The organism is Pseudomonas sp. BIOMIG1BAC (assembly GCF_001705995.2).
Taxonomy (GTDB): domain Bacteria; phylum Pseudomonadota; class Gammaproteobacteria; order Pseudomonadales; family Pseudomonadaceae; genus Aquipseudomonas; species Aquipseudomonas sessilinigenes.
The window spans coordinates 7,090,597-7,113,581 of the sequence record NZ_CP049045.1 but is presented as its reverse complement, the minus strand read 5'-3'; the positions used below and the strand labels follow the sequence as shown (position 1 = coordinate 7,113,581).

Here is a 22,985-nt window from a genome sequence, read left to right as displayed (position 1 = left end):
GCGTCTTCTCCTTCAAGGCTGCCATGGGGTGCCGTTGAGCCAGGCGGTGAGCAACGCGCGCTGGCTCGGCGACATCGAGCGCACCACCGACATGTACAGCGTGGTGTTCTGGTAGTCGGGAGAGATCCGCGCGAGGATCGCCTGCTTGGCCCCCATTACCGCGTCGGGCTGGTTGAGCTGGATGTAGCGCGACATGGCCGGGAAGGCCAGGTAATGGAAGCGCAGTACGTTTTCGTACACCTGGTCCCAGGTGACCTGGCTGCCGGCCGGGATGCCGAAATCGGTGCGCGAGTATTTGCGAAAGTTGCTGTAGGTCGGATAGGTGGTGTCGTTGTTGATGATGTAGGTCAGCGTGGTGAAGCCGGCCAGGCCGCTGGAGCCGCTCTGTGGACTGATGTTAAAGCTCACCGAGGACTGGCCAGCCGGAACCGTCAACGAATTCGGGAACTGCAGGAAATCCCAGTACCGCTTGCCCTGGTAAGTGTTGGTCGCCGCCGCCGTGATGCCGATCTGAATGTCCTCCGGCATCGGGCCGCCAAGATAGCGGGCTTGCAAGGTGACCTGGATGCTGCGGTCGTTGGGATCGAAGTAGCTGTTGCGCTGATCGGTGTAGACCCGATAGGCAATCTCGGGGGCGGACAGCGCTCCACTGCCGGCCGTCCCGGGGGCAGAGATGTTCAAGGGATTGCTCTGGACCTGCTGCAACAAGGTGGCGTTCAGGGGCACGTCGATGATGCCCCCGTACAGGTAGTAGTCGAGCAGCATTGGATCATCGGGCTGGTAGATGGCCAGGGAAGTGTTGCCCGCCGCGATGGTGACGGTGCCGTAGTTGACATTGGGACCTATGGGGCTGGTGATGTCGTCGCGTCGGGCCCTGAAGGTCTGCTTGGGGATCAGGTTGACCATGTCCAGGCTCAGCAGGTCGTTGGCGACCTCGGCATAGGCGACGCTGCCGATGTTCTCATCGGCATTGACCAGTTGCCGGCCTGGCGGGCAGATCTGCGGCTCGTTGGCATAGGCGGTGGCCAGCGTGCCGATGACCCGGCCAATGCTCGGGTTGGGGCTGAACTGATTGGCCGCGTAGTCGGCGTTCAGTTGCGCGGTGGTCAAGGTCGGGCACATTTCGAACATCACGAAGCGCAGGACCAGGCCGGTGGCGCGTGGATCCTCGATCAGCGCCTTGAGCCCGGGGCTGGCGTGGTTGTAGCTGACGATGCTGCTCAGGGGGAACGTCAGCTGGAAGGTGCCGCTGCCATGGAAGGAGCCGGGCGAGTCCATGGTTCGCGGCAGCAGTACCCGGGTGTTGACGTCGAAGCTGCTGCACACGCTGTCCCAGCGAATCAGCAGTTGGGGCGTGTCGCCATCGCCGATCTGCAGGCCACCGACGAAAATCTGCGTGGTGGTGGTCGCCGTCGGGTCCAGGTCGACCATCATTGGCCCCGAGTAGGGGCCTTGCCCGGTGCCGGGGACCAGGGAGCCGAGCAGGTACACCGGTTGGCCGACCAGGTCGCCGCTGGGTTCGATCTTGCCCGGGGTGCCCTGGGAGCTGATCCGTGCATTCTGCAGGCTCACCACATGGTCGCCGTAGTGATTCCAGCCGCCCGCGGTGTAGCGGCTCTGGGGACCGATCTCGGGATCGGGGGCGTTGATCAACGCATACAACTGATCGTCACTGTAGTCCTTGGCGGCGGGGGACATGATCGAGGTCGTGAGGTCGAACAGATCCATCGTGCTGGTCGCGCCGGTGGGCAACGTCGGTGAGTTGTTGGGCACGCTGACATCGGTGGAAATGCCGCCCCAGAAGTTCAGCCGGGGTCCGTTCAATATGCTCATGGTCTATTCCTTGGCCTGGTGGCTGGCGGTTGCAGGGGCTTTGGCGAAACGGAACACGTAGGAGAAATCGCTCTTGCTGAGGCTGTTCAGCGGCGTCGCCATGGTGTGGCAGTTCATGCAACTGCTGCTGGGCTGGATATAGGCCTCCATGGTGACGTTGGCCGACAGCGACGGCGTCGGTGAGCCCTGCGGGTTACCCGGGTTGTTGGGCTGCTGCGGCCGTTGGGTAGTGATCAGCTGGTAGTGCTTGAACACGCTGGACTGCACAGGCGGGCTGCTCTGGAACTGGCCGTTGACCTGCTGGGTATCAGCGGTGATCGGGGTGTAGCGGTTCAGCGGGTCCGGGGTCTTGAAGCTGGCGCCGGGCTTGGGCTGGCACACCATGCCCGAGCTCACCGGCTGCCAGTTGCAGGGCGACTGGTTGACCTTGTCCGCCGGGGCCGAAGCATCGTAGTAGGAGTAGAAGACGCCGGCTGCCGGCTGATCCACCCACTGGTTCCCTTGCTGGACCTTGGGCGGCACGTTGTCGACCTGCTCGAAGGTCGACCAGACCCACTGCGGGAAGCCATCCACCTTGGTGATGATGTGCAGCCCCACCAGCCCCAGGTTGGCGTCCATCACGCCAATGGGCTTGCCCTGGTCGTCGAACTTCGTGACCTGGGCCTGCATCGTCAGGTAGCGGCTGGTGTCGTCGTTGGCGGTCATGATGCGCCAGCTGGACTTGACCTCCGTGGCGTTGCTGGGGAACTTGATGCTCTGGGCCGCCTCGACGATTTCGGCGTTGTAGAACTGGTTGTCGACGATGTAGCTGTAGGACACCTGGTTGGTGGCGATGTCGTAGTAGGTCGGGTTCTGGCGCTGGTCGATCAGCCAGCCGCCCACGGCCTGCAGGTCCGATTGCACCACCTGATTGTTCTTCACCGCGGCGATGTTGATCAGGCTCAGGCTCCGGGCTTTCGCCGGGGTGTCCCAGGGGCCTGGGTCCTGGCCCTCGGGCAGGAAGGTCTCGGCGATGCTCTTGTAGCTCTGCCACACGGTATCGCCAGCGCTGCCCAAGGGCTTGTTGCAATCCGGGGAGCCGCGCTGCCCGGCCAGGGCCGGCCAGTTCAAGGCGATGAACATCTGCCAGCTGTATTGATCGAAGGCCTGCTGCGACGCTCCGGCCGCAGGGACCATTGGGAGCGGTGGGCATTGGCCGACGGTCTGCGAGGTCGCTGCCGTGGGTTGCAGGGCAATGGCCGGCAAGCTGGCCGCACCCAATAGCAACAGGGCGGTGCAACGGCTCCAGTTCTTCATGAGGAGGCTCCTGTCACTTGCCCTCGGGCGTGAGTTGGTTCCACTGGGCGCGTTTGCCGTTGCTCAGCGAGGAAGGTGGGTTGAACAACTTGCAGGGCGGGGGATTGTTCGGGCACATCTGTGCCACCTGGTCCCAGGTCGTCGCCGGGTCTGGCTTAGCGACACGGAAGTTCACGTAGTTCTGGCTGATGATCGGCGCATTGGCATCGCTGACATCGCCGGAGAAATAGAACGACTGCGGGTGGCGGAACGCCGGCTGGCCGGAACCGTCGCTGGTGGCCTGCTTGTTGAAGGCATAGCCGAACAGGACGGGGGCACTGTTCTTGGCCGGGATCTCCAGTGCATAGGCCTGCACGCTGGCGCCGATGTTCTGGCTGCGGCGGGCGTCGTAGGGCAGGTGCCTGATGAAGTCCTGGGCTGGCGGATGGTTCATGGGCGAGAACATGCAGCAGGCGGGCATGTCCTTCGGACGGTCCTCGGGATAGGTCAGGAAGTAGGCCTTGTTGCCCAGGGAGACGAAGGAGCAGGTGTAGTTGTTGTCCTTGATCGGGAAGATCGGCAGGCAATACTTCTCGTAGTGCTCCATCATCGCGCCCTGGCCGTCGCCGTCCTTGGGCACATAGTTGATGTCGTAGTAGGTGCTGCCCTTGGACACGGTGTAGTCGGCCGGCTTCAGGGTACTGGGCGGGTTGCTGTAGGGCGGTGGATTGTCCTTGTAGTTGTTGAAGACCCGGTACATGGTCCAGTCGCTGATCCAGGTGGCCGGGAACGACGGATCGCTAGGCTCGCCGGTCTTGCGCTTGGCGACGCAATAGTTGTTGGCGATGGTGCACCCCTTGTCGTTGTGCACGCCCATGGTGAAATACACGTTGTCGCTGTTCTGGTCGGCCCACAGTACCTGGCTGCTGCACAGCAGCAGGGCCGATAGCAGCAGGCGCTTGAGGAAACTGGCGTTCATCTGACTCTCCTTGGCCAAAGCCGGGCGCCATGGGGCGTCCGGCGTGCCGTTACAGGGCGGTTGCTCAACTGTGTGAGTAGTTGTTGATATCCAGCGGCATGGGTGGGTAACCAGCACTCACCAGGTCCTTGGCCCAGATCTCCAGTACCTGCCGACGGCTCTGTGGCAGGTCCCGGGTGATGGGCATGGCCAGGGTGCTGGCCTCCTGGTATTCCTTGCTGATCAGGGTGATGAACTGCCCAATGGCGCCCTCGATGCGTAGCAGGGAATCGAGCGGCATGAACTTGTTCATGATCGGGTAGAGGTAATAGAAGGGCCGGAGGATTTTCGGGAAGATGAACTCGTTCCAGATCCGCGTACTGGCGTTAGTTTCCTTGCACATCTGGTTCCAGGTCCTGATGAAGTCCGCAAGTATCAGCGGATCCTGCGGCAGCACCCGCAATGGCGACAGGAAGTCGGTGAAGGCGTCGGTGTAGGAGAAGCTGAACGGAATGGGCGGTGGGTTCTGCGAGTTTTCCTGGATGAAGAAACGCACGGTGGGGAAACCTGCCGCCACCGCCCTCACCGTGAGTTGGGCGATGCCGGCGGCGTTGGTCTGGATGCTGGTCACGGTGTAGCTGACGGTACTGCCCAGATCGTCATTGATCTTGCCGATCTTGTCCTGGGCCTGATCGAACGCCAGGCAGGGTCGCAGATTCACCGCCGCCGCACATGACAGGTAGCTCTGGTAGCTGACAGGCTCCATGCCCGGTGGGTCTGCCTTTGCAAGGTTCCGGGTGATGGTGTTCAGGGTCCGGCCGCTGCCCACCCGATGCACATTGGCCTGCGGTGGGGCTCCGACGAACTGCGGCTTGATCGACTCGTTCAGCCCCATGTCCTCCGGATAGTTTTTGAACAGGTAGAAGTCCGCCTTGTTGCTGAACGCCAGGTAATAGTCGCTGGTGGTCAGCATGTAGGCGTTGTTGTACTCAGCGACCCACAAGGTGGTCCCGGCCGGTGCGGGCTGGCCATTTTTCTGCACCATGATGTTCAGCGTGCGGCTGTCACCCACATCGATGAAGCTGCCGCTTTCCATCACTTCAGCGGTCCACAGCTGCTGCTTGGCGGCGATGGTGTCGGTGTCTTGCAGGCGCAGCGCCAGGTTGCCCTGTTGCAGCTTGGCCTGGGCCGCGGCGTCCAGGGGCAGGTCCAGCAGGCCGGAACGTTTGTCGAACGCCGTCTGCTGATACTGCTCGAAGCCGAAGCGGGCCAGGGGGGTGAACGTTTTGTCGTCCGAGGCCAGTACGCCCAGTTCATAGTCGCCAACGTTGAATTTGCCCGCCACCGGAAGGCCGGTGTTCAACCGTTGCGGGTCAGGGTCGACCGCCCCGTCATGGGGCGTCGGGTAGATCGGAAAGGTATTGCCCAGGTCCAGGGACAGGGTATTGCCATGCAGCTCGGCGCTGAGTACTCCCAGGTTGACCGTGGCCGGATTGTCGGGAGTCCCCCCCATGTCTCCCTGTTTCACCTTGCAGTACGGCACCTTCACATCCTTGTTGGGCGCAAGGCGCTGGCCGGCTGGCGCAGTGGGGAACTCGTTTTTCAGCCACAGGCCCAGGATGCCGGAGGTACGGCTATGGGCCGGGTTGTAGAAGATCTCGGTCGGCTTATCCAGGCCCATCTGGTACAGCATCTGCAGCCTGGACATGTCCCAGGGCGCCTGGGAGTGGCTATCGACCACCTTGTAGTCATTGAACACACCGTTCTTGTCATAGACGGTCAGGTAAGTGGTGAACCTGAGCATCAGCCCCTGGGCATCCGGATTACTGTTCATTTCATCCTGCAGGCTCTGCAGCAACTGTGAGCCGCCAATCACCCAGTCCACCTGGTCCTTGGTAAAGCAGGACTGCCAGGTGCACGTTACATAGACCAGGCCGTGGAATGTCGCCGCCCAGTTGAAGTCCAGGAAGCGGTTGAGCATGCGACAGCCGTTTTTCAGGGTCACGCCGCAGGCGGCATCGCCCAGCACTATCTTGTCGAAGTACAGCGCGGTGAAGTTGTTCTGCCAGGGGCTTATATCGACAAAGCGTGCCGGAGTGGGGGCCGGGTTGCCGAACGGATTGCCCAGCAATTGGTAGGTCTTGTTCACCAGTGGATCAGTGTCGATGTAGCTGTTGACCGTGGTCTCGCCGCCAATGATCACCGAGCGGGCCTGCTGGTAGTTGATGGTGCCGCAGGAGTTGTCGCCGAACAGGTCCCATTCGGCGGGAAACATGGGGAAGTTGCCTTTCTTGCCGTTGGTCGGCACCTGTAGCACATAGTCCGGGATCTGGTCATAGGCCAGTGGGGTGATGGCCCACGGCATCAATGTCTCGGAGGCATTGAGCTCGTTGATCCCGTACTTGTTCAGGAAGCGCCAGTTCATCTGCATCTGCACCGCGTCGTACAGCGGCAGTAAATCGTTGTTGTTGAAGGTCGGTGGGTTCCAGTACATGAACCCGTTGAGGTAGATCCGGGGAAAGTTCAAGACGCTCATGATCTGCTCTCCTTAGCGTTTCCACTGGGCGCGTTTGAGCGACCAGACGTAGTCCAGTTTCTGATAACCGATGAAGTTGGATTCCGGCAGTACGGTGGTGGGGTAAAGGATTCCGCCGTTTTGATCGAGGTTGAAGGAGAAGAACCTGTTGCTCTTCGGCGAATAGGCCGCGGTGTTGTGGCAGGCCAGGCACGACGAACTGTCCTGGAACGCCGATTCCAACTGCGAGTTGGCCAGCAGCTTGGGCGCTGGCTGGTCAGGGTTGTACTGCACACCGATGAGCTCGTAGTTGGCCAGGGTCGGATTCTGCTGTTGGAACTGCGGGTTCACCTTGCTGGCGGCCTCGGTCGGACCGGTGCTGTTGGTCATCGGCTGGGGCTTGGGCTGGTTGGTCACGGTGTAGTCGGGGTTGTGGCGGTTTTCGAAGGTGGTCCAAACCCAGCCTTCGGTCAGCCGGTTGATCACATGCATGCCGCTGAGCCCGGCAAACCCCGTGTGATAGTTGTTGTCCTTGTCGATGTAATAGCCCTGGGCAATGTAGTAACCCTGGTCGATCAACTGCTGCTTGAAGGCGGCGTCGCTACCGATCCACAACCAGGAGGTCTTCAGCTCCCAAGCGGTGTCGGGGAACCTCAGTTCGTGGGTCAGCTCGGAGAGGCCGTTACGGTTGTAGACCTTCTGTTTGAGGATGTAGTCGTAGGTCTGCTCGCCCATCAACAAGTGAAAGCGCACCGGCTGGCCATTCTGTGCCGGCGGCACCTTGTTGCCCATGTGGAGAGCCAGGCCATCGACCTGCTGGACACCGTTGTTGGTGCTGCCGTCGCGGTCGTCGCCCAGGTTCAGGAACAGCCCATTGGGGTCCATTCCAGGGATGCCCTGGGCTGCCTGGGTCACCTGGATCGGGACGGTGGCAGGCATGTTGTACGGCAGGGGTGGCCCGCCGTTGCTCAGGTACACCTCATCGGACGGCTTGAAGGACTCCCAGACCACTTGCGAGCTCTTCGACGGATTGGGTTTGTTGAGGCATACAAACCAGTTCCAGGCCATGGCGTCCGGGTTCTGCTGGAAGCTCTTGTAGGTGCCCGCCGTGTCACCTGAGAAGTTGAGGAAGTCGTTGCAGTCGAAGGCGCTCGCTGCCTGGGTTTGCGCAAGGCAACCCAACATACCGAGCACTGCTATAGGGATGGTTCGCCGCATGGAATCTCCTTGGCCTGAGCCGTATCGTCATAGAGGCGCCCTAGGAAATGCGCTAGGAGCAGGTGCTTTACCGCAGTGGCCGGTAACTGCTCCGGCAGTGGTAAATCGCAATCGGTGATCAACAGGGGCCCGACCTGCGCGTGGCTCGGCAAGCGTCCATGGCTGCCGCGAATCAGTCCGGTGTCCAGGGGAATCAGGTCCATGTAGTAGCGAAAGCCGAGCTTCTTCTGCAGCAGGCGGCGCGCCACTCGCAGCTTGGGAAAACGGATTGCCGGATCGACGAACAGCTCCAGCGGGTCGTAGCCCGGCTTGCGGTGGATATCCACGGTGCGGGCGAAGTCGGGGGCCAGGCGGTCGTCGAACCAGTAGTAGTAATCGAACCAGAACCCCGCTGCGGCCACCGCCACCAGCTCGCCGCTGCGCGGGTGGTCGAGCTGCCAGGCCCGTTGTTCGGTCTTGTCCAGGACCTGCTCGATACCGTGCTGGCGCTGGAGCAGGGCCTTGACCCGAGCCACGTCTTCGGGACGGCGCACATACACATGGGCGACCTGGTGGTCGGCCACGGCAAAGGCAGCGCTGGCGCCGGGGTCCAGCAGCTCCCAGGCCACGGAGTGGCGCACTTGCAGCAAGCCTTCCTCGCGCAGCACCCGATTGATGGAGATCGACTGCTGCACCGCCTCGATGCCGTATTCGGAGATCAGCATCACTGCCGCATCCTGGGCCTGGGCGAAGTCCAGCAAACGCCCGACCTCATGGTCGATGGCCCGTACTTCATCGGCGATGGACGGATGTTCGGGGCCTACCCGTTGCAGGCTGTAGTCCAGGTGCGGCAGGTAGACCAGTTGCAGGTCGGGGCGGGTGATCTGGAACTCGGCCATGGCGCAGTCGACGATCCAGCGGCTGGAGGCGATCCCGGCGGCCGGTCCCCAGAAGCCCGGGAAGGGGAATTCGCCGATCTGCTGTTCGATGCGCTGGTGCAGGTCCGCGGGGGAGGAGTACAGGCCGAACAGCTTGCGACCGTCGGCCGGGTAGTGGGGGCGCGGAGTGATCGCTGCGTCCACCCCGGCGTACATGTTGAACCACCAGAACAACTGGCTGCAGCGCAGGCCGGGGATTTCTCGCTGCAGGGTTTGCCAGACTTTCTCACCCTGGACCAGGGCATTGGGTTGCAGCCAGAAGCGCACCTCGGCCTGGTCGCGAAAGTACCAGCCATTGCCGACGATGCCATGTTGCGAAGGCGGCAACCCAGTGAGGATCGAGGCCTGTACCGTTGAGGTCACGGCCGGGAACACCGGCAGCAGGCTGGCCATCTGCGCCCGTTGCAGCAGGGCGTTGATTCGCGGCGTGGCCTCTCCCAGCAGGCTGGGGGTCAGGCCGACCACGTTGATCAGCAGCAACGGTTGGCGCACGGTCCTAGTAGACATGGGCAGACGCCTCCAGGGTGGTGTTCTGCGTGCGCAGCAAATGGCGCTGGCGCAACTGTTCCTCGACCCACTGCAGCTCGGCGGCGATCCCCCGCAGCAGGGCTTGCTGGGTGTCCGGACGCAGGTTGCCGGGTAGCACGTTCCAGCTATAGGTCTCGACCTCCAGCACTGGCTGGAAGTACCGGTGCCTGGCCAGGAAGTCGAAGGTTTGCAGCAACGCCTGCTGGCTGCCGCTGAGTTCGTCCAGGAGGAACTGTTCGCTGAACAGCGGCACATGGAAGTGGATCCGCAGTTCGGCGCAGTGCTCCTGCACGGCCATCAGCGCCGTGGGCAGGTCGTCCCAGGCCTGCAACCGGCCCTGGGCATCCAGGGCCTTGACCTGATGCAGGTAGGTGGCCTCGGCGAAGGTGCCCAATGCTTGCAGTACCTGCCGGCGGCGCTGGCGGTCGGCGAATGGCAACTGGCAGATCAGGGCGTTGGACAGCTGGATCTTGCCCACCGGGACCCGGGCTTCCAGCAGTTGTTTCAGGGACTGGAAACAGTCCTCGAACATGACGGCCTGGTGGCAGACATCGAAGCACAAGGCCAGGTAGCCGTGGTGGGGATCGCTGGCTCGCCAGTGCTTGAAAAAGGCGATGGCCTGCGCGGTATTCTCCAGCACGCAATCCGGCTCCATCTCCAGGCACACCTGGATCTTCTTGCCGGTCTGCTGGTGCAGGCTGGCAAGCTGTGCAGTCAGTTGGCGCAGCTGCTCCTCGGCCAGCCGCTGCTGGGTCGAATCCCAGGTGGCGGCATACCCCAGGGGCACGCTGGAGATCACCCCCTGGTGGCAGTCCAGGGGCAGGGCCGCGGCCAAGAGATGTGCCAATTGCAGGCTGTATTCCAGGCGCTGTGGTTCGGCCCAGGTTGGTCGGTAGACCGCGGCCTTGACCGCGCCCTCATGGAACTGGCCATAGGGAAAGCCATTGAGGGACGTCAGGCGCAACCCGCAATCGTGCAGCAGATCGAGGAAGTCCTCGCGGACCTCCGGCTGCTGCAACTCGGCGGCCGCCTGGGCACTGATCCACAGGCCGCTGTCCTGGACCGCCAGCCCACGCTGGCGGCGCACGGCCTGGAACTGCTCCTGGATCGAGGCGCGCAGTGCCGCTACGTCCCGGGCCGGGTGCACGTTGCCGCAGTAGCCCAGTTGTGCGGCGCTCCAGCCAGCCTGGGGACTCATTTGACCACCGGTTCCTGGCCGCGCAGGGCCGAGTTGTCCTGCCACTGGCGGCGCTGGTCGATGGGCAGCGCAGTGCCTACCAGTTGCTTGTCCAACTGTCCGCTCTGGGCGAAGAAGTCCACCGGGTTATGGAACAGCACCTGTTCCACCTGGGCTTCGCTGAAGCCCGCCGCGAGCATCGCCTGCCCGGTCTTGGGCACCTTCAGCGGGTCGCTGATGCCCCAGTCGGCGGCGCTGTTGACCACCATCTTCTCGGTGCCGTACTGCTGCAGCAGGGCCACCATGCGCTGCTCGGACATCTTGGTGTTGGGGTAGATGGAGTGTCCGCGCCAGCAGTCGCTGTCCAGTACCAGTGGCAAGGTCAGTTCGTTGAGGTGATCGATGATCACCAGGTGTTCGGCGATGCCTACCTCGCGGATCACCGCCAGGGTGCGCTTGGTGCCGCCGATCTTGTCGCGGTGCGGGGTATGCACCAGTACCGGCAGGTTGAATTGCCTGGCCAGCTCTAGCTGTGCGGCGAGGAAACGGTCCTCTTCCGGGGTGATGTCGTCGTAGCCGATTTCCCCAACCGCCACCACGCCGTCCTTGACCAGATAGCGCGGCAGGATCTCCAGCACCTCGTTGGCCACCGACAGGTCATTGGCTTCCTTGGGGTTCAGGCCAATGGTGCAGAAATGGTGGATGCCGAACATGCTGGCGCGAAAGCGCTCCCAGCCCAGCAGCGTGTCGAAGTAATCGATGAAGCTGCCAACGCTGGTACGCGCCTGGCCCTGCCAGAAGGCGGGCTCGATTACGCCGGTGATTCCGGCGGCGGCCATGTTCTGGTAGTCGTCGGTGGTACGGCTGACCATATGGATATGCGGATCGAAGTACTTCGCCATGGTGAGTCCTTGCGCTAGTGGTAGTGGAATGTCGTTGAACGCGGGTGCGAGCGTTTCAAGTGCCGGGTTGCAGATGCCCGAGCCAGTGCGCCGGCAAGCGTTGTTGCTGGCACAACCCGCGCAGGCGCTGGTGCTGGGCCTGGCTCAGCAAATCGAAGGCGATGGCCTGGGGCAGGCTGTCGCTGACGCTGCGCCCTGCTGCCAGGTGCTCTTCCATGTGTTCCAGGGCCAGTTGGTTGAGGTCGACGCTGAGCCGCTGCTCCAGGCCGGCGATGCGGCCGCAGTCCAGGCCCATGCCCAGGGTCTTGAGCAGCAGTTGGTGGAAGGCCCGGTCCTGGTAGTGGTGCGTGACGAAGGGGTTGTCCAGGGCGATGGCGGCGAACACCTCGCGGTTGTTGGTGCGCCCGGCCTGCAAAGCCAGCTCCAGGCAGCAGCCCTGGCTGTCGAGGTCGTCCAGGACCTTGAGCAGGACGCACTTTTCCTGATCGTCGCCCCACAGGAACAGCTGGCGCAGCAGCGGCTGTTGCCCGGCAACCTCTTGGTGTTCCAGCAGTTCGGCCAGCAGTACCGCGCGAGCCAGCTGGGTGCGGTTCCAGCCGGGGCTGACAGGGATATCGCCAAGGCGGCGCCGGCACTGGCTGCTGAGCAGTACCAGGGTATTGGCCGATGGCTGGGCGGCCAGTTGCTCCAGAGCCTGCTGCCACCAGGCGCGGGTATCGGTGTCCAACGGCTGCTCCAGCAGCCGGCGGCGCTCGGCAAAGGCCTCATGGCGAATGACGAGGGTTGGCGAGGGGGCGGCGACGTCCATGGTCATGTCGGCTTGATCCAGCGTTGAAGGTGGGGAAGCAGGAAGAACACCAGTACGCACAGCAGGCTGCCCAGCGGTTGGTTGGCCAGGGCCAGCACCAGGGCGTCGAACAACGGCAGGGCCGCCAGGCCTGCCCCGATGAAGGCGCGGATCTGCCGTTCCCGCGGGTTGGCCAGGTGGCGCTGGTAGTGCCAGCCCAGCCAACCCAGCCAGAGCAGCAGCACCAGCCAGAACGCGCCGTTGTCGGCATAGGCGGCCAGGGCCAGTGGGCTGAGCATCAGCAGCAGCGGCAAGCGGCTGAGCAATTGGTTGCGATGCTCGAGCCGGGCCAGGTAGGTCAGGCCGGCGATGTAGGTGCCCAACAAGGCGGCGCACAGCCACAGCGGCTGGGGCGGCATGGCCAGGCTGGCGGCGGCGGTCAGGTACAGGGCGGAGCGGCAGCCACCCATCAGCCATACGCTGTGGGGGTACTTCTTGTGCAGCAGGTCGTAGGCCAGGATGAACAGCAACAGCAACCCGGCGCTGGCCAGCAACCAGTGGGGCTGGCTGATCAACTGGCTGAGCCCGAGCACCGACAGGCTCGCCAGCAACAGCAGGGCCAGGGTGGCAAGGCGTACCTGGGCATGGCTGACCAGGCCCAGCACGATGGGGCGTGGATTCTGATGGCGCCGATCCCAATCGGCGTCCAGCAGGTCGTTGAGCAACATGCCCGCCAGGTACAACGCCGAGAGTGCTACCAGCAGCAGGGTCCAGACCAGCGGAGAGGGCGGTGCCAGGGTGGTGGCGCTGCTGGCCAGCAGGGCGGCGGCGATGGCATTGGTCCACACCGTCGGCAAGTTGGAGACCCGTCCCAGGGTTAGCCAGGTGTTCAGCGAGGCCTGGCTCATCGCGCGCACTCCTGGGTCCAGATGAAATCCGGCCCGCCGAAACTGGCCAGGCGCAGCAACGCCTGCTCCATCACTGGCAACTCGATCTGGTGCAGGTCGATGGATTGCCCCAGGCGCTTGAGCATCGGGATCGATAGTTGCCCTCCCAGGTGCTGGCGGAACTCCTCCAGCCCTTGCAGGACCAGCGAGCGACCCTGGGTGTCCCGCAGGCCCAGTTCCGGAGGACACAGGTTGAAGCCCAGTCGTTCGAGCAGTCGCAGCAGGCGCTGGGCCTCACCGTCGCTCAGCAGGCCGATGGCGTTGGCGTAGAGCGCATCCAGGGCCATGCCCACGGCTACCGCCTCGCCGTGGCGCAACCGGTGCTGGCTGAGATTCTCCAGTTTGTGGGCGGCCCAATGGCCGTAGTCCAGGGGGCGGCCATTACCGCGTTCGAAGGGGTCGCCGGCCCCGGTAATATGGCCCAGGTGCAACTCGGCGCAGCGGTGGATGGCGTAGCGGCTGGCCTCATGTTCGAAGCTTGCCAGGGCGGTGGCGTGTTGCTCCATCCACTGGAAGAAGGCCACGTCCTTGATCACCGCGACCTTCACCGCTTCGGCCAGGCCGGCAATCTGGTCGCGTTGCCCCAGGCTGCGCAGCAGTTGGAAGTCGTTGATCACGGCGGTGGCTGGGTAGAAGGCTCCCAGCAGGTTCTTCTGGGCGAAGGCGTTGATGCCGTTCTTCACCCCGATGCCCGCGTCGTTTTGCGCCAGGACCGTGCTGGGGATGCGGATCAGGCGCATGCCCCGGTGGAAGGTGGCACAGGCATAACCCACGGCATCGAGCACGGCGCCTCCCCCCAGGGCCAGGACATGGCAGTGGCGATCCAGGCCGTGTTCGAGCATCTGTGCATACAGTTGCTGGAGCACCTCGGGAGTCTTGCTCAGCTCGCCCGCCGGAACCGGGATCGGCGCTGCTTTCAGGTGCAGCTCGCCAGCATGGGCGGCGAAGTAGTCGTCGATCTGTTGGGACAATTGTGGGCAGCAGAGCAGCAGTTGCTCATCGGCGAAGACCAGCACCGTGGCCTGCCCGGAGGGCTGCAGGAGTTGGTGATACAGGCAGGGGTTATCGACTTGGAAAATGTGCTCAGTGAACAGCACCGGGTAGTGGTAGCTGACTTCGAAGCGCCCCTGCAGTGCCTGTGTCTGGTCGGCGCAGAGGCGTGCGGCGCGAGGCTTGAGCAGGCTGCGGGCACCGAGGAACAACCCCGGTAGCACCATGCTCGCCAGGAGGGTTGCCAGCAGGGCGTCCTGTTCCACCAAAAGACTGCCGATGGCCGCGTAGGCCAGGGCCAGACCGGCATTGGCCAGGGTGGTGACCAACAGGAACTGGCGCAGTGGATAGCGCTGCATGCCGGCGGCCAGCACCGAGGTTTCCGCCAGGACCGGAACACCACGCAGGCAGATCAGCGACAGGGTGCTGAGGCGATAAGCCAGCTGCCCGGGTTGCCAACTCCGCAGGCCGAGCCAGTTGGACAGCAAGCGGAAGTACCCGGCCCCCAGCCAATAGCCCAGGATGGCACCCAGGCACAGGCCGACGAAGATCACCAGATAACCTCCAACGGCACCCAGGGCGGCGACGGCCAGCAAGGCCACCAGGCTGGATGGCACTGGCAGCAGTACATCCAGTGCCAACAAAGTGACCAGGAGCAAGGCCAGGCTGGTGCGTTGCAGGGGATCGCTGGGAAGGAAGTTGGCCAAGTGTTCGAGCAACTGTTGGATCTGTTGTTCGAACAGCAGGAAACTGCTGATGACCAGTGCTGTAAATAATAATAACGAGAGCCAATAGTTCTCGGCTGTACCCTTCAACGAAAAGGCACGAAGCAACGCACTGCGCTTCATCAAGTATCCCTCTTGATTGATATGACAAGTTCCGTGTCGGTGTCAGCGTAGTAAGGCGGATAGGCGTGCGGTTAGTTGAGCCCTCGACTGTTTTTTTATTGGTTTTCTGGCGGCTGAAGAGCACTTCAGTGGCGAGTAGCTATCAAGTTAGTCAAGGCATCGGGTTTTGCAAGTGAGCCACGCTACCTGGCTCGTAATGCACTTTTCTGGCCTGTTGGGAAAGTGTATCACCAGTGTTACAAGTGCCTTGGGCCTGTTGGCTTGGCAGAGGGGAGTGAATTCAAATGATAGTTTTAAAATAGCGAATTAAGGGGCGGCGGCAAAAACTGAGTGCAACACCTGACCTTTCCGGTACGGTGCTGCCCCTATGTCATATACCGAACTCAGCGTTGAAGAACGCGCCACCATCCAAATCGGCCACGCCCAGGGCTTCAGCCTGCGCAGGATTGCTCGCCTGATCAATAGGTCTCCTTCGACCATCAGTCGAGAGCTGCGCCGCAATCGAGATGTCTGTGGCAGCTACTCGGCCCGCGCGGCCCAGGAGCAGATGAAGGCCCGCCGCCAAGTCTGTCGACCGAGCCGAAAGCTGCTGCCGGGGAGCGAGCGCTTCGAACTGGTGGTTCATATGCTGCGTGAGCGTTTGTCTCCCGAACAGATTGCCGGCAAGCTGCGCCACATGAACATACCTAGCCTCAGAGATGCCTACGTCTGTCGCGAGACGATCTACAACGCGATCTATGCCCTGCCAGTGGGTGAGCTGCGTAAGGAGCTGATCATCTGTCTGCGCCAAGGCAAGACGACGCGCCGGCCGCGCTCTGGTGGCGTGGATCGGCGCGGCCAGATCCCCGAGATGGTCAGTATTCATGTGCGCCCGCCGGAGATTGAAGACAGGCTGATGCCGGGGCATTGGGAAGGCGACCTCATCAAGGGTAAGGCCAACGCCTCGTCCGTCGGTACGCTGGTGGAACGCACCAGTGGGTACCTGATGTTGGTGAAGATGAACGACGCGACGGCGACTTCGGCGCTGGAAGGCTTCAGCGCCGCGCTCAATAGCATGCCGCTGGAGATGCGCAAGAGCATGACTTACGACCAGGGCCGGGAGATGGCGCGACACGCCGAGATCACCCAAAGAACCGGCGTGGCGATCTACTTCTGCGACCCGCACAGCCCCTGGCAGCGCGGCAGCAACGAAAACATCAACGGCCTGATTCGCCAGTACTTGCCCAAGGGCACAGACCTGTCGGTACATAGCCAGGAGGAGCTGGACGCCATTGCGCTGCAACTGAACATGCGACCGCGTAAGCGCTTCGACTTCAAATGCCCAATCGAAGTTATGGACGAGGTGATGCAGAAGGCCATGGCTATGCGGCATGATGCTCCAGTTTCAATTCAATGACCGTGTTGCACTCAGCTCCTGCAACCGCCAGGCCTAACTAACTATTAGTCGGCTATTGAGTTTGTTGTTTGTATTTACGCTATTCGATTGATTTTTTTGGAAAACATTTGCCAACTAATATGTTGGTTTATAGTTGCACTTCAAATAAATGCGAAGCATTCGCAATGTTTGCGGTTAGTTGATCGCGCGTTCAATGAGCATTAGGGAAACTCTGAAAAAGACTTTCTGATTTGGCAAAATACCGCGACCCCACCCACCGAGTTTCCCGATGAAGCAGATGACCTTCGCCGACGCCGAGTACGCTGGCAAGCGCAAGCAAACCCGCAAGGAGTTGTTCCTGATCGAGATGGATCGGGTGGTGCCGTGGAAGGGCTTGATTGCTTTGATCGAGCCACATTATCCGAAAGGTGAAGGTGGCCGTCCGGCCTACCCGTTGATGGCGATGCTGCGTGTGCATCTGCTGCAGAACTGGTTCGGCTACAGCGATCCAGCGATGGAGGAAGCGCTGTACGAAACCACGATCCTGCGCCAGTTTGCCGGGCTGAACCTGGAGCGCATCCCCGACGAAACCACCATTCTCAACTTCCGCCGCTTGCTGGAGAAACACGAGCTGGCGGCCGGCATCCTCGCTGTCATCAATGGCTATCTGGGCGACCGCGGCCTGTCGCTGCGCCAGGGCACCATCGTCGATGCAACGCTGATCAATGCGCCCAGTTCGACCAAGAACAAGGACGGCAAGCGCGACCCGGAAATGCACCAGACCAAGAAGGGAAACCAGTATTATTTTGGCATGAAGGCCCACATCGGCGCCGATGACGAATCGGGTCTGGTGCACAGCGTAGTGGGCACGGCGGCCAATGTGGCGGATGTCACCCAGGTGGACAAATTGCTGCATGGCGACGAAAACGTGGTCTGCGCCGATGCAGGCTACACCGGTGTCGAAAAGCGGCCCGAGCATGAAGGACGTGAAGTTATCTGGCAGGTGGCGGCACGCCGCAGCACCTACAAAAAACTCGATAAGCGCAGCGTGCTGTACAAAGCCAAGCGCAAGATTGAAAAGGCCAAGGCTCAGGTGCGCGCCAAGGTCGAGCATCCGTTCCGGGTAATCAAGCGCCAGTTCGGTTACACCAAGGTGCGCTTTCGCGGCTTGGCCAAAAACACGGCGCAACTGGTGACACTGTTCGCTCTGTCGAACCTGTGGATGGCGCGCCGACATTTACTGACGAATGCAGGAGAGGTGCGCCTGTAATGCGGGAAATGGCCACCGGAGTGGGGTCCGGGTGGCGAAAACGTAAGAAATACTCGTCGAATTGATTGTTTTTTGATCATTTGGCGAGTTTAAAAGTTGCGCTAGGTGGTATGCCGGGGAAATACATGGCTACTTCAGACCATCCTTAGACCAGTGACGGTTCAAGGAGCGTTGGGAGAGTGTTCGAGCCAGGTTGCCCGTCGACTACCAGGCAACCTTCGAAGCGTGTGGCAAGTTGAGCGGCAGGACGTGCCGGTTCAATTCGCTGCGAGGAATTCCTCGGTGGACTGGACGCTGGCATAGGCAAAGGCCAGGGCCGACATCACGGCGCCCTGGACCTGGGCCGCCGGTACTCGTTGCCCATTGAACTCCAGGTCCAGGGTGGCACAGGCGTCATGGATCACCCGGACCGGGTAGCCAAGGTCGGCGGCGGCCCGGGCGGTCCCCTCCACGCACATGTGGCTCATGTTGCCGACGATCACCAGTTCCTCGATTTCCCTTTGCTGGAGGATCGCTTGCAGTTCGGTCTCGCGAAACGCGTTGACGAAATGCTTGAGCACCACCGGTTCATCTCCCTGGTTGCGGACCTTGGCATGCAATTGCGCCCCCACGGAGCCGGGGGTGAAAAAGGCCGCGTCGTCGGAGCCGAACTCGTGGCGGATATGCACCACCGGTGTGCTCCTGTGCCGGAAGGCCTGGATCAGCCGGGCGGCGTTGTCCGCCGCCGCCTCGACCCCGACCAGCGGCCATTTGCCGCCGGCGAAGTAGTCGTTCTGGATATCGATTACGATGAGCGCCTGTCTGGCCATGGATGTTGCCTCCAAGTGAGTGTTCGATGTGGAGGCCAGTATCGGCACCTCGTGTGGCTTCGAGGATTGGCCGCACCGACATAAACAGGGGGAAAACTGACAGTGGGCATTCACGGTACGGTCGCCGAACTGGGCGTACTGCTTTATCCAGGTGTGCAAATGGCGGCGGTGCATGGCTTGACCGATCTGTTCGAAGTGGCCAATCGCGTGGCCGCCGAACAAGCCGAGGCACCATTGCCGAGGTTGCGGGTCAGCCATTGGCAGGCCGACGGCGAGCACGCTCCGGTACGGGTCTACGATAGCCTGGTGCATCCTCCTGGAAGTCTGCTGGCGGTCGTGATTCCTCCTTCGCTGGGCGGCTTTTGCACCAGCCAGTCCGGCGTGGGGCTGGCCACCTGGCTGCGCCAGCAACATGCCGCCGGGGCGACCTTGGGCGGCGTGTGCGTGGGCTCGATCCTGCTGGCCGAAAGCGGCCTGCTCGACGGGCGCAGCGCCACCACCCACTGGACCTCGGCCAAGGCTTTTGCCGAGCGTTATCCACAGGTGCGGCTGGAGGCTGACCAACCCATAGTCGACGATGGCGACCTGATCACTACGGCCGGGCTGATGGCCTGGGCGGAGTTGGGGTTGCGCCTGGTGGATCGCCTGTTGGGTCCGGGTGTGGCCAGGGCCACGGCGCGTTTTCTGGTGATGGAGCACAGCGACAGCGCCAGCCAGTGCGGTAGCAACTTCGCCCCGATCCTCAACCATGGCGATGCCGCCATTCTCAAGCTGCAGCACTGGTTGCAGGCCAACGGTGCGGTGGATGTTTCGCTGGCGGCGATGGCCCGGGAGGCGGGACTTGAAGAGCGCACCCTGCTGCGGCGTTTCCGCACCGCCACTGGCCTCAAGCCCACCCAGTACTGCCAGCACCTGCGGGTGGGCAAGGCGCGGGAAATGCTCGAGTTCAGCAACGGTACTATCGACCATATCGCCTGGACCGTGGGTTACCAGGACCCGGCGACCTTTCGCAGTCTGTTCAAGAAGATCACCGGCCTGGCGCCCAGCGAATACCGCAATCGCTTCGGCGCCAGCCGGGGCCAGTGACCGGCCTGCAGCCTCAGTGACTGGCCAGGCCCCGGGCGTTGTCGGCGGTTGCGGTGAATGCCGGGTCCTGGCGATCCAGGCGCCCGCTCAGGGCGGTGAGGGCCAGGGCCACCAGTACCACCAGTGCGCCGATCCAGGCGGTATGGATCAGTCCCAGGTGGGCGACGATCAGGCCACCCAGCCAGGCACCGCCAGCGATCCCCAGGTTGAAGGCCGCGATGTTCAAGCCCGAGGCCACGTCCACCGCTTGCGGCGTGTGATGCTCGGCCTGGCGCACGACATAGACTTGCAAGCCAGGCACGTTGCCGAAGGCCACTGCCCCCCATACCAGCACGGTGAGCAGCGCCAGCCACGGGTTGCCGGCGGTGAAGGTGAGTAACAGCAATACGCCGGCCAAGAGGGTGAAGATGATCTTCAGCGCGCCGATCGGACCGCGACGGTCGGCCAGCTTGCCGCCCCAGATATTGCCTGCCGCTACCGAGACACCGTAGATCAGGAGCACCAGGCTGACGGTGCTGGCGCTGAAGCCGGAGATGTCCTGGAGGATCGGTGCCAGGAAGGTGAAGGCGATGAACGAACCGCCGTAGCCCACCGCCGTCATGGCATACACCAGCAGCAGGCGTGGCTGTTTCAGTACTTGCAACTGCTGCACCAACGAGGCCGGGCGGCTGTGGGCAATGTTCTTCGGCACGTACAGCAGGCTGCCGACAAAGGCGATCACCCCCAGGGCGGAAACGGCGAGGAAGGTTTCGCGCCAGCCAAAGTGCTGGCCGATAAAGGTGCCCAGGGGCACACCGGTGACCAGGGCCACCGTCAGCCCGGTGAACATGATGGCGATGGCACTGGCGGCCTTTTCCTTGGACACCAGGCTGGTGGCGATGGTCGAGCCAATGGAGAAGAACACCCCGTGGGCCAGGCCTGTGACGATGCGCGCCAGCACCAGGGATTCATAGCTGGGGGCTTTCCAGGCCAACAGGTTGCCAAGGGTGAAGAGCACCATCAGCGACAGCAGCAGGAGCTTGCGCGCAACCTTGCCGCTCAGCGCGGTGAGCACCGGGGCGCCGATGGCCACTCCCAGGGCGTAGAGGCTGACCAGCAGCCCGGCGGATGGCAGGCTGACCCCAAGGTCGGCGCCGATAGTGGGTAACAGGCCAACGATGACGAACTCGGTCGTTCCGATGGCGAATGCGCTGAGGGTCAGCGCGAGCAAGGCAATGGGCATCACTGCGACTCCGGTTGAAGTTGAATGGCGCGCAGTGTCCGGTTTTGACTCGTGCGGAAAAATAGCCCTATCAGCACAAGATATTTGCGTATTGATCAAGTATTTCCCTGGGGCGGTGATGCCGGGGTGAACTTGGCCGGGCAAAAAAATGCGAACTTGCTGGCCATTTCTTGATCAGCTCCTTACAGACCCTGCTGAAGGAGCCCCGCGTCGTGTTGAATTTCAAGACCGCGATTCTGCTCGGGGTGCTGCTCTTGCTGGGCAGCAGCGAGCTGGATGCCGCTCCTGCGGCAACCGACCCGGCACCAGCCCCGCAGAAGCCGGAGCTGCTGGTGGAGGGCGGGCTGTTGGGGGCCATCAGTTCGAGCATTGATGAAGTCCAGGACAAGCTCGATCTCAACCAGAACCTGATCGATGCCTGGCGTTTGCGGGCCGACCGCGCCGCCGATGAGGTGGGGCGCCTGGTCAACCAGCCATCGGACCGCTCGGGCTGGAGTGTGGCCTGGGATTTCCTGGTGCTGTCCGGAACCTGGCTGGCCAGTTTCGCCCTGCTCACCCTGTCGGGAGGATGGCTGGTACGACGGCTGGCGCAGCAGCGCTGGCTGTTGGCGCGCCCACGGGGCCAGGCGTTGCTGGAGTACCTGTTGCCCTACACCTTGCCGGCGTTGATCAGCCTGCCGTTGACGCTGTACGCCAGCCATTCACTGGCAGGTTCAGTGGGGCGCGCCCTGGCGTTGTGCCTGGCCTATGCCACCAGCAGCGGGATCGTCTCCACCTCGGTGCTGTTGTGCCTGATCGTGCTGTTCAACGTGGGGCACAAGCGCCCGGCGGTCCGGGTGATCCGCGGCTACTGTCCCAAGCCGCTGTTTCTCATGGGGTTCCTTGCGGCCCTCAGCGATGCCCTGGCCAGTCCGCAGATCGCTCGCCAACTGGGCGGCAACATCACCAGCAGCGTGGCGGTGGCCACCGGCCTCCTGGCCTCGGTGTTCTTCGCCATGCTGGTGGTCCGCTTGCGCCGACCGGTGGCGCAGCTGATTCGCAACCGTCCGCTGTCCCAGCGTCTTGGCCAACCTGCATTGCAGGAGTCGCTGCGGATCTTTTCCGGGCTCTGGTACTGGCCGATCCTGCTGATGGTGCTGGTCTCGGCGGTCAATTTGATCGGCGCCGGAGAGGACAGCCAGGAGACCTTGCGCTGCGCCTTGCTGACCACCGCCTTGCTGATTGCCACGGTCTTTCTCAGCACCCTGCTGCAACACGTGTTCAAGTCGCGCAGTGCCGCGGCGATCCAGCGCAGCAGCGCCTACAAGGAGCGCTTCCTCAGCCTGCTACACGCCTTGCTCAGGATTGTCATGGCGATTGCCTTCATTGAAATACTCGGGCGTATCTGGGGGCTCTCGCTGTTCGAGTTCGCCCAACGCAACGCCGTGGGCCGCGCCATCAGCGACTCGTTGAGCAGCATCGGCCTGATCTTCCTGGTGACCTGGCTTTTGTGGGTGGTGCTGGATACCGCGATCCAGGAGGCCCTCAAGCCGCCCCTCAACAAACGCGCCGCGCGCCAGCCCAGCACCCGGGTCAAGACCATCCTGCCGTTGCTGCGCAACGCGATTAAAATCATCCTGGTGGTGATCTGCGCGATCACCACCATGGCCAATGTGGGGATCAACGTGGCGCCATTGCTGGCCGGTGCCGGGGTGGTCGGCCTGGCCATTGGCTTCGGTTCCCAGCAATTGGTACAGGACGTGATCACCGGCCTGTTCATCATCATCGAGGACACGCTGTCCATCGGTGATTGGGTGGTGCTGGATTCCGGCCATGCCGGTACGGTGGAGGGCCTGACCATCCGAACGCTGCGCCTGCGCGATGGCAAGGGCTTCGTGCACTCGGTGCCGTTCGGCCAGATCAAGGCGGTCACCAATCAATCGCGGCAGTTTGCCTTCGCCTTCTTCTCGGTGCAGTTCACCTACGACTCCGATGTCGACAAGGCCATCGAGCTGATCCGCGAGGCTGGCCGCTCCATCAGCGACGATCCATTCCTCAAGTACAGCCTGCAAGGCGGCCTGGACGTGTTCGGGGTGGACAAAATGGACCTCAACGGCGTGGTGCTGACGGCGCAGTTTCGTACGGTGTCCGGCGGCCAGTACGCGGTGACCCGGGCGTTCAACCAGCGCTTGAAGAAGCTTGTGGATAACTCGCCCTGGGTGCATTTCGCCCAGACTTATCCACAGCAGGTGATGTTGCCAGCGCGACGCAGCCATGAGGATGAACCGGAGCAGGAGGAGTCGGCCCTGCTGTTGCCCGAGGCACCGCGTCCGCAGTGAGCCCTGGCCC

Annotated in this window: 17 protein-coding genes; 4 read left to right on the top strand and 13 right to left on the bottom strand. The window is 62.6% G+C overall.

The annotated features are described in order from the left end of the window. Positions 1-12: 12 nt before the first annotated feature. The 11 genes from ATY02_RS33070 to ATY02_RS33020 all read right to left on the bottom strand — a co-directional run bounded on the left by ATY02_RS33070 (position 13) and on the right by ATY02_RS33020 (position 14,895). Entirely contained in the window at positions 13-1,833 is a 1,821-nt protein-coding gene (locus ATY02_RS33070) for a hypothetical protein (protein WP_068577533.1), read from the bottom strand. A gap of 3 nt (positions 1,834-1,836) precedes the next feature. Then, positions 1,837-3,129, bottom strand: a complete 1,293-nt coding sequence (locus ATY02_RS33065) for a hypothetical protein (protein ID WP_068577531.1) — start codon at positions 3,127-3,129, stop codon at positions 1,837-1,839. Between the two features lie 13 nt (positions 3,130-3,142). Beyond that, complete coding sequence (locus ATY02_RS33060; protein ID WP_068577529.1) at positions 3,143-4,087, bottom strand: hypothetical protein; 945 nt, start codon at positions 4,085-4,087, stop codon at positions 3,143-3,145. Positions 4,088-4,151: 64 nt separating this feature from the next. Beyond that, on the bottom strand, positions 4,152-6,602 hold the full coding sequence (locus tag ATY02_RS33055; protein WP_068577527.1) for a hypothetical protein: 2,451 nt from the start codon (positions 6,600-6,602) through the stop codon (positions 4,152-4,154). 12 nt (positions 6,603-6,614) lie between these two features. Then, positions 6,615-7,799 (bottom strand): hypothetical protein, encoded by a 1,185-nt coding sequence (locus tag ATY02_RS33050; protein WP_068577526.1) that lies wholly within the window; start codon positions 7,797-7,799, stop codon positions 6,615-6,617. Beyond that, positions 7,778-9,223: an alkaline phosphatase family protein gene (locus ATY02_RS33045; protein ID WP_068577524.1), complete on the bottom strand. Its 1,446-nt coding sequence runs from the start codon at positions 9,221-9,223 to the stop codon at positions 7,778-7,780. Before ATY02_RS33045 ends, ATY02_RS33050 begins: the two co-directional genes overlap by 22 nt. Then, on the bottom strand, positions 9,213-10,442 hold the full coding sequence (gene eboE / locus ATY02_RS33040) for a metabolite traffic protein EboE (RefSeq protein ID WP_068577522.1): 1,230 nt from the start codon (positions 10,440-10,442) through the stop codon (positions 9,213-9,215). The genes ATY02_RS33045 and eboE overlap by 11 nt, the downstream gene beginning before the upstream one ends. Continuing rightward, a complete protein-coding gene (locus tag ATY02_RS33035; protein ID WP_068577521.1) occupies positions 10,439-11,323 on the bottom strand; it encodes a TatD family hydrolase in 885 nt (294 codons plus the stop codon). The genes eboE and ATY02_RS33035 overlap by 4 nt, the downstream gene beginning before the upstream one ends. A 55-nt stretch (positions 11,324-11,378) precedes the next feature. Further along, positions 11,379-12,137, bottom strand: coding sequence for an EboA domain-containing protein (locus ATY02_RS33030; RefSeq protein ID WP_068577519.1), 759 nt, complete (start codon positions 12,135-12,137; stop codon positions 11,379-11,381). After that, a complete protein-coding gene (locus tag ATY02_RS33025) occupies positions 12,134-13,018 on the bottom strand; it encodes a UbiA family prenyltransferase (protein ID WP_068577517.1) in 885 nt (294 codons plus the stop codon). Before ATY02_RS33025 ends, ATY02_RS33030 begins: the two co-directional genes overlap by 4 nt. Then, on the bottom strand, positions 13,015-14,895 hold the full coding sequence (locus ATY02_RS33020; RefSeq protein WP_068577515.1) for a 3-dehydroquinate synthase: 1,881 nt from the start codon (positions 14,893-14,895) through the stop codon (positions 13,015-13,017). Before ATY02_RS33020 ends, ATY02_RS33025 begins: the two co-directional genes overlap by 4 nt. A gap of 367 nt (positions 14,896-15,262) precedes the next feature. Between ATY02_RS33020 and ATY02_RS33015 the strand changes: the two genes are divergently transcribed. Beyond that, positions 15,263-16,291 (top strand): IS30-like element ISPsp8 family transposase, encoded by a 1,029-nt coding sequence (locus ATY02_RS33015; RefSeq protein WP_058182715.1) that lies wholly within the window; start codon positions 15,263-15,265, stop codon positions 16,289-16,291. Between the two features lie 268 nt (positions 16,292-16,559). Then, positions 16,560-17,540 (top strand): IS5-like element IS1384 family transposase, encoded by a 981-nt coding sequence (locus ATY02_RS33010; protein ID WP_010466230.1) that lies wholly within the window; start codon positions 16,560-16,562, stop codon positions 17,538-17,540. Positions 17,541-17,797: 257 nt separating this feature from the next. Here ATY02_RS33010 and ATY02_RS33005 read toward each other — a convergent pair whose 3' ends face one another. Beyond that, on the bottom strand, positions 17,798-18,349 hold the full coding sequence (locus ATY02_RS33005) for a cysteine hydrolase family protein (protein WP_068579103.1): 552 nt from the start codon (positions 18,347-18,349) through the stop codon (positions 17,798-17,800). Between the two features lie 159 nt (positions 18,350-18,508). Here ATY02_RS33005 and ATY02_RS33000 point away from each other — a divergent pair, with 159 nt between their 5' ends. Then, positions 18,509-19,435: a GlxA family transcriptional regulator gene (locus tag ATY02_RS33000; RefSeq protein ID WP_416220701.1), complete on the top strand. Its 927-nt coding sequence runs from the start codon at positions 18,509-18,511 to the stop codon at positions 19,433-19,435. 13 nt (positions 19,436-19,448) lie between these two features. Here ATY02_RS33000 and ATY02_RS32995 read toward each other — a convergent pair whose 3' ends face one another. Continuing rightward, positions 19,449-20,657 carry an MFS transporter gene (locus tag ATY02_RS32995; RefSeq protein WP_068579098.1) on the bottom strand — a complete coding sequence of 403 codons (1,209 nt, stop codon included), beginning with the start codon at positions 20,655-20,657 and terminating at the stop codon, positions 19,449-19,451. 212 nt (positions 20,658-20,869) lie between these two features. Here ATY02_RS32995 and ATY02_RS32990 point away from each other — a divergent pair, with 212 nt between their 5' ends. Beyond that, on the top strand, positions 20,870-22,975 hold the full coding sequence (locus ATY02_RS32990) for a mechanosensitive ion channel family protein (protein WP_068579096.1): 2,106 nt from the start codon (positions 20,870-20,872) through the stop codon (positions 22,973-22,975). The last annotated feature ends 10 nt before the right edge of the window (positions 22,976-22,985 follow it).

Coding starts and splice junctions, on each gene's coding strand:
- ATY02_RS33070 (WP_068577533.1), bottom strand. CDS start 1,833: ATGAGCATATTGAACGGACCCCGGCTGAACTTCTGGGGCGGCATTTCC.
- ATY02_RS33065 (WP_068577531.1), bottom strand. CDS start 3,129: ATGAAGAACTGGAGCCGTTGCACCGCCCTGTTGCTATTGGGTGCGGCC.
- ATY02_RS33060 (WP_068577529.1), bottom strand. CDS start 4,087: ATGAACGCCAGTTTCCTCAAGCGCCTGCTGCTATCGGCCCTGCTGCTG.
- ATY02_RS33055 (WP_068577527.1), bottom strand. CDS start 6,602: ATGAGCGTCTTGAACTTTCCCCGGATCTACCTCAACGGGTTCATGTAC.
- ATY02_RS33050 (WP_068577526.1), bottom strand. CDS start 7,799: ATGCGGCGAACCATCCCTATAGCAGTGCTCGGTATGTTGGGTTGCCTT.
- ATY02_RS33045 (WP_068577524.1), bottom strand. CDS start 9,223: ATGTCTACTAGGACCGTGCGCCAACCGTTGCTGCTGATCAACGTGGTC.
- eboE (WP_068577522.1), bottom strand. CDS start 10,442: ATGAGTCCCCAGGCTGGCTGGAGCGCCGCACAACTGGGCTACTGCGGC.
- ATY02_RS33035 (WP_068577521.1), bottom strand. CDS start 11,323: ATGGCGAAGTACTTCGATCCGCATATCCATATGGTCAGCCGTACCACC.
- ATY02_RS33030 (WP_068577519.1), bottom strand. CDS start 12,137: ATGACCATGGACGTCGCCGCCCCCTCGCCAACCCTCGTCATTCGCCAT.
- ATY02_RS33025 (WP_068577517.1), bottom strand. CDS start 13,018: ATGAGCCAGGCCTCGCTGAACACCTGGCTAACCCTGGGACGGGTCTCC.
- ATY02_RS33020 (WP_068577515.1), bottom strand. CDS start 14,895: ATGAAGCGCAGTGCGTTGCTTCGTGCCTTTTCGTTGAAGGGTACAGCC.
- ATY02_RS33015 (WP_058182715.1), top strand. CDS start 15,263: ATGTCATATACCGAACTCAGCGTTGAAGAACGCGCCACCATCCAAATC.
- ATY02_RS33010 (WP_010466230.1), top strand. CDS start 16,560: ATGAAGCAGATGACCTTCGCCGACGCCGAGTACGCTGGCAAGCGCAAG.
- ATY02_RS33005 (WP_068579103.1), bottom strand. CDS start 18,349: ATGGCCAGACAGGCGCTCATCGTAATCGATATCCAGAACGACTACTTC.
- ATY02_RS33000 (WP_416220701.1), top strand. CDS start 18,509: ATGGCGGCGGTGCATGGCTTGACCGATCTGTTCGAAGTGGCCAATCGC.
- ATY02_RS32995 (WP_068579098.1), bottom strand. CDS start 20,657: ATGCCCATTGCCTTGCTCGCGCTGACCCTCAGCGCATTCGCCATCGGA.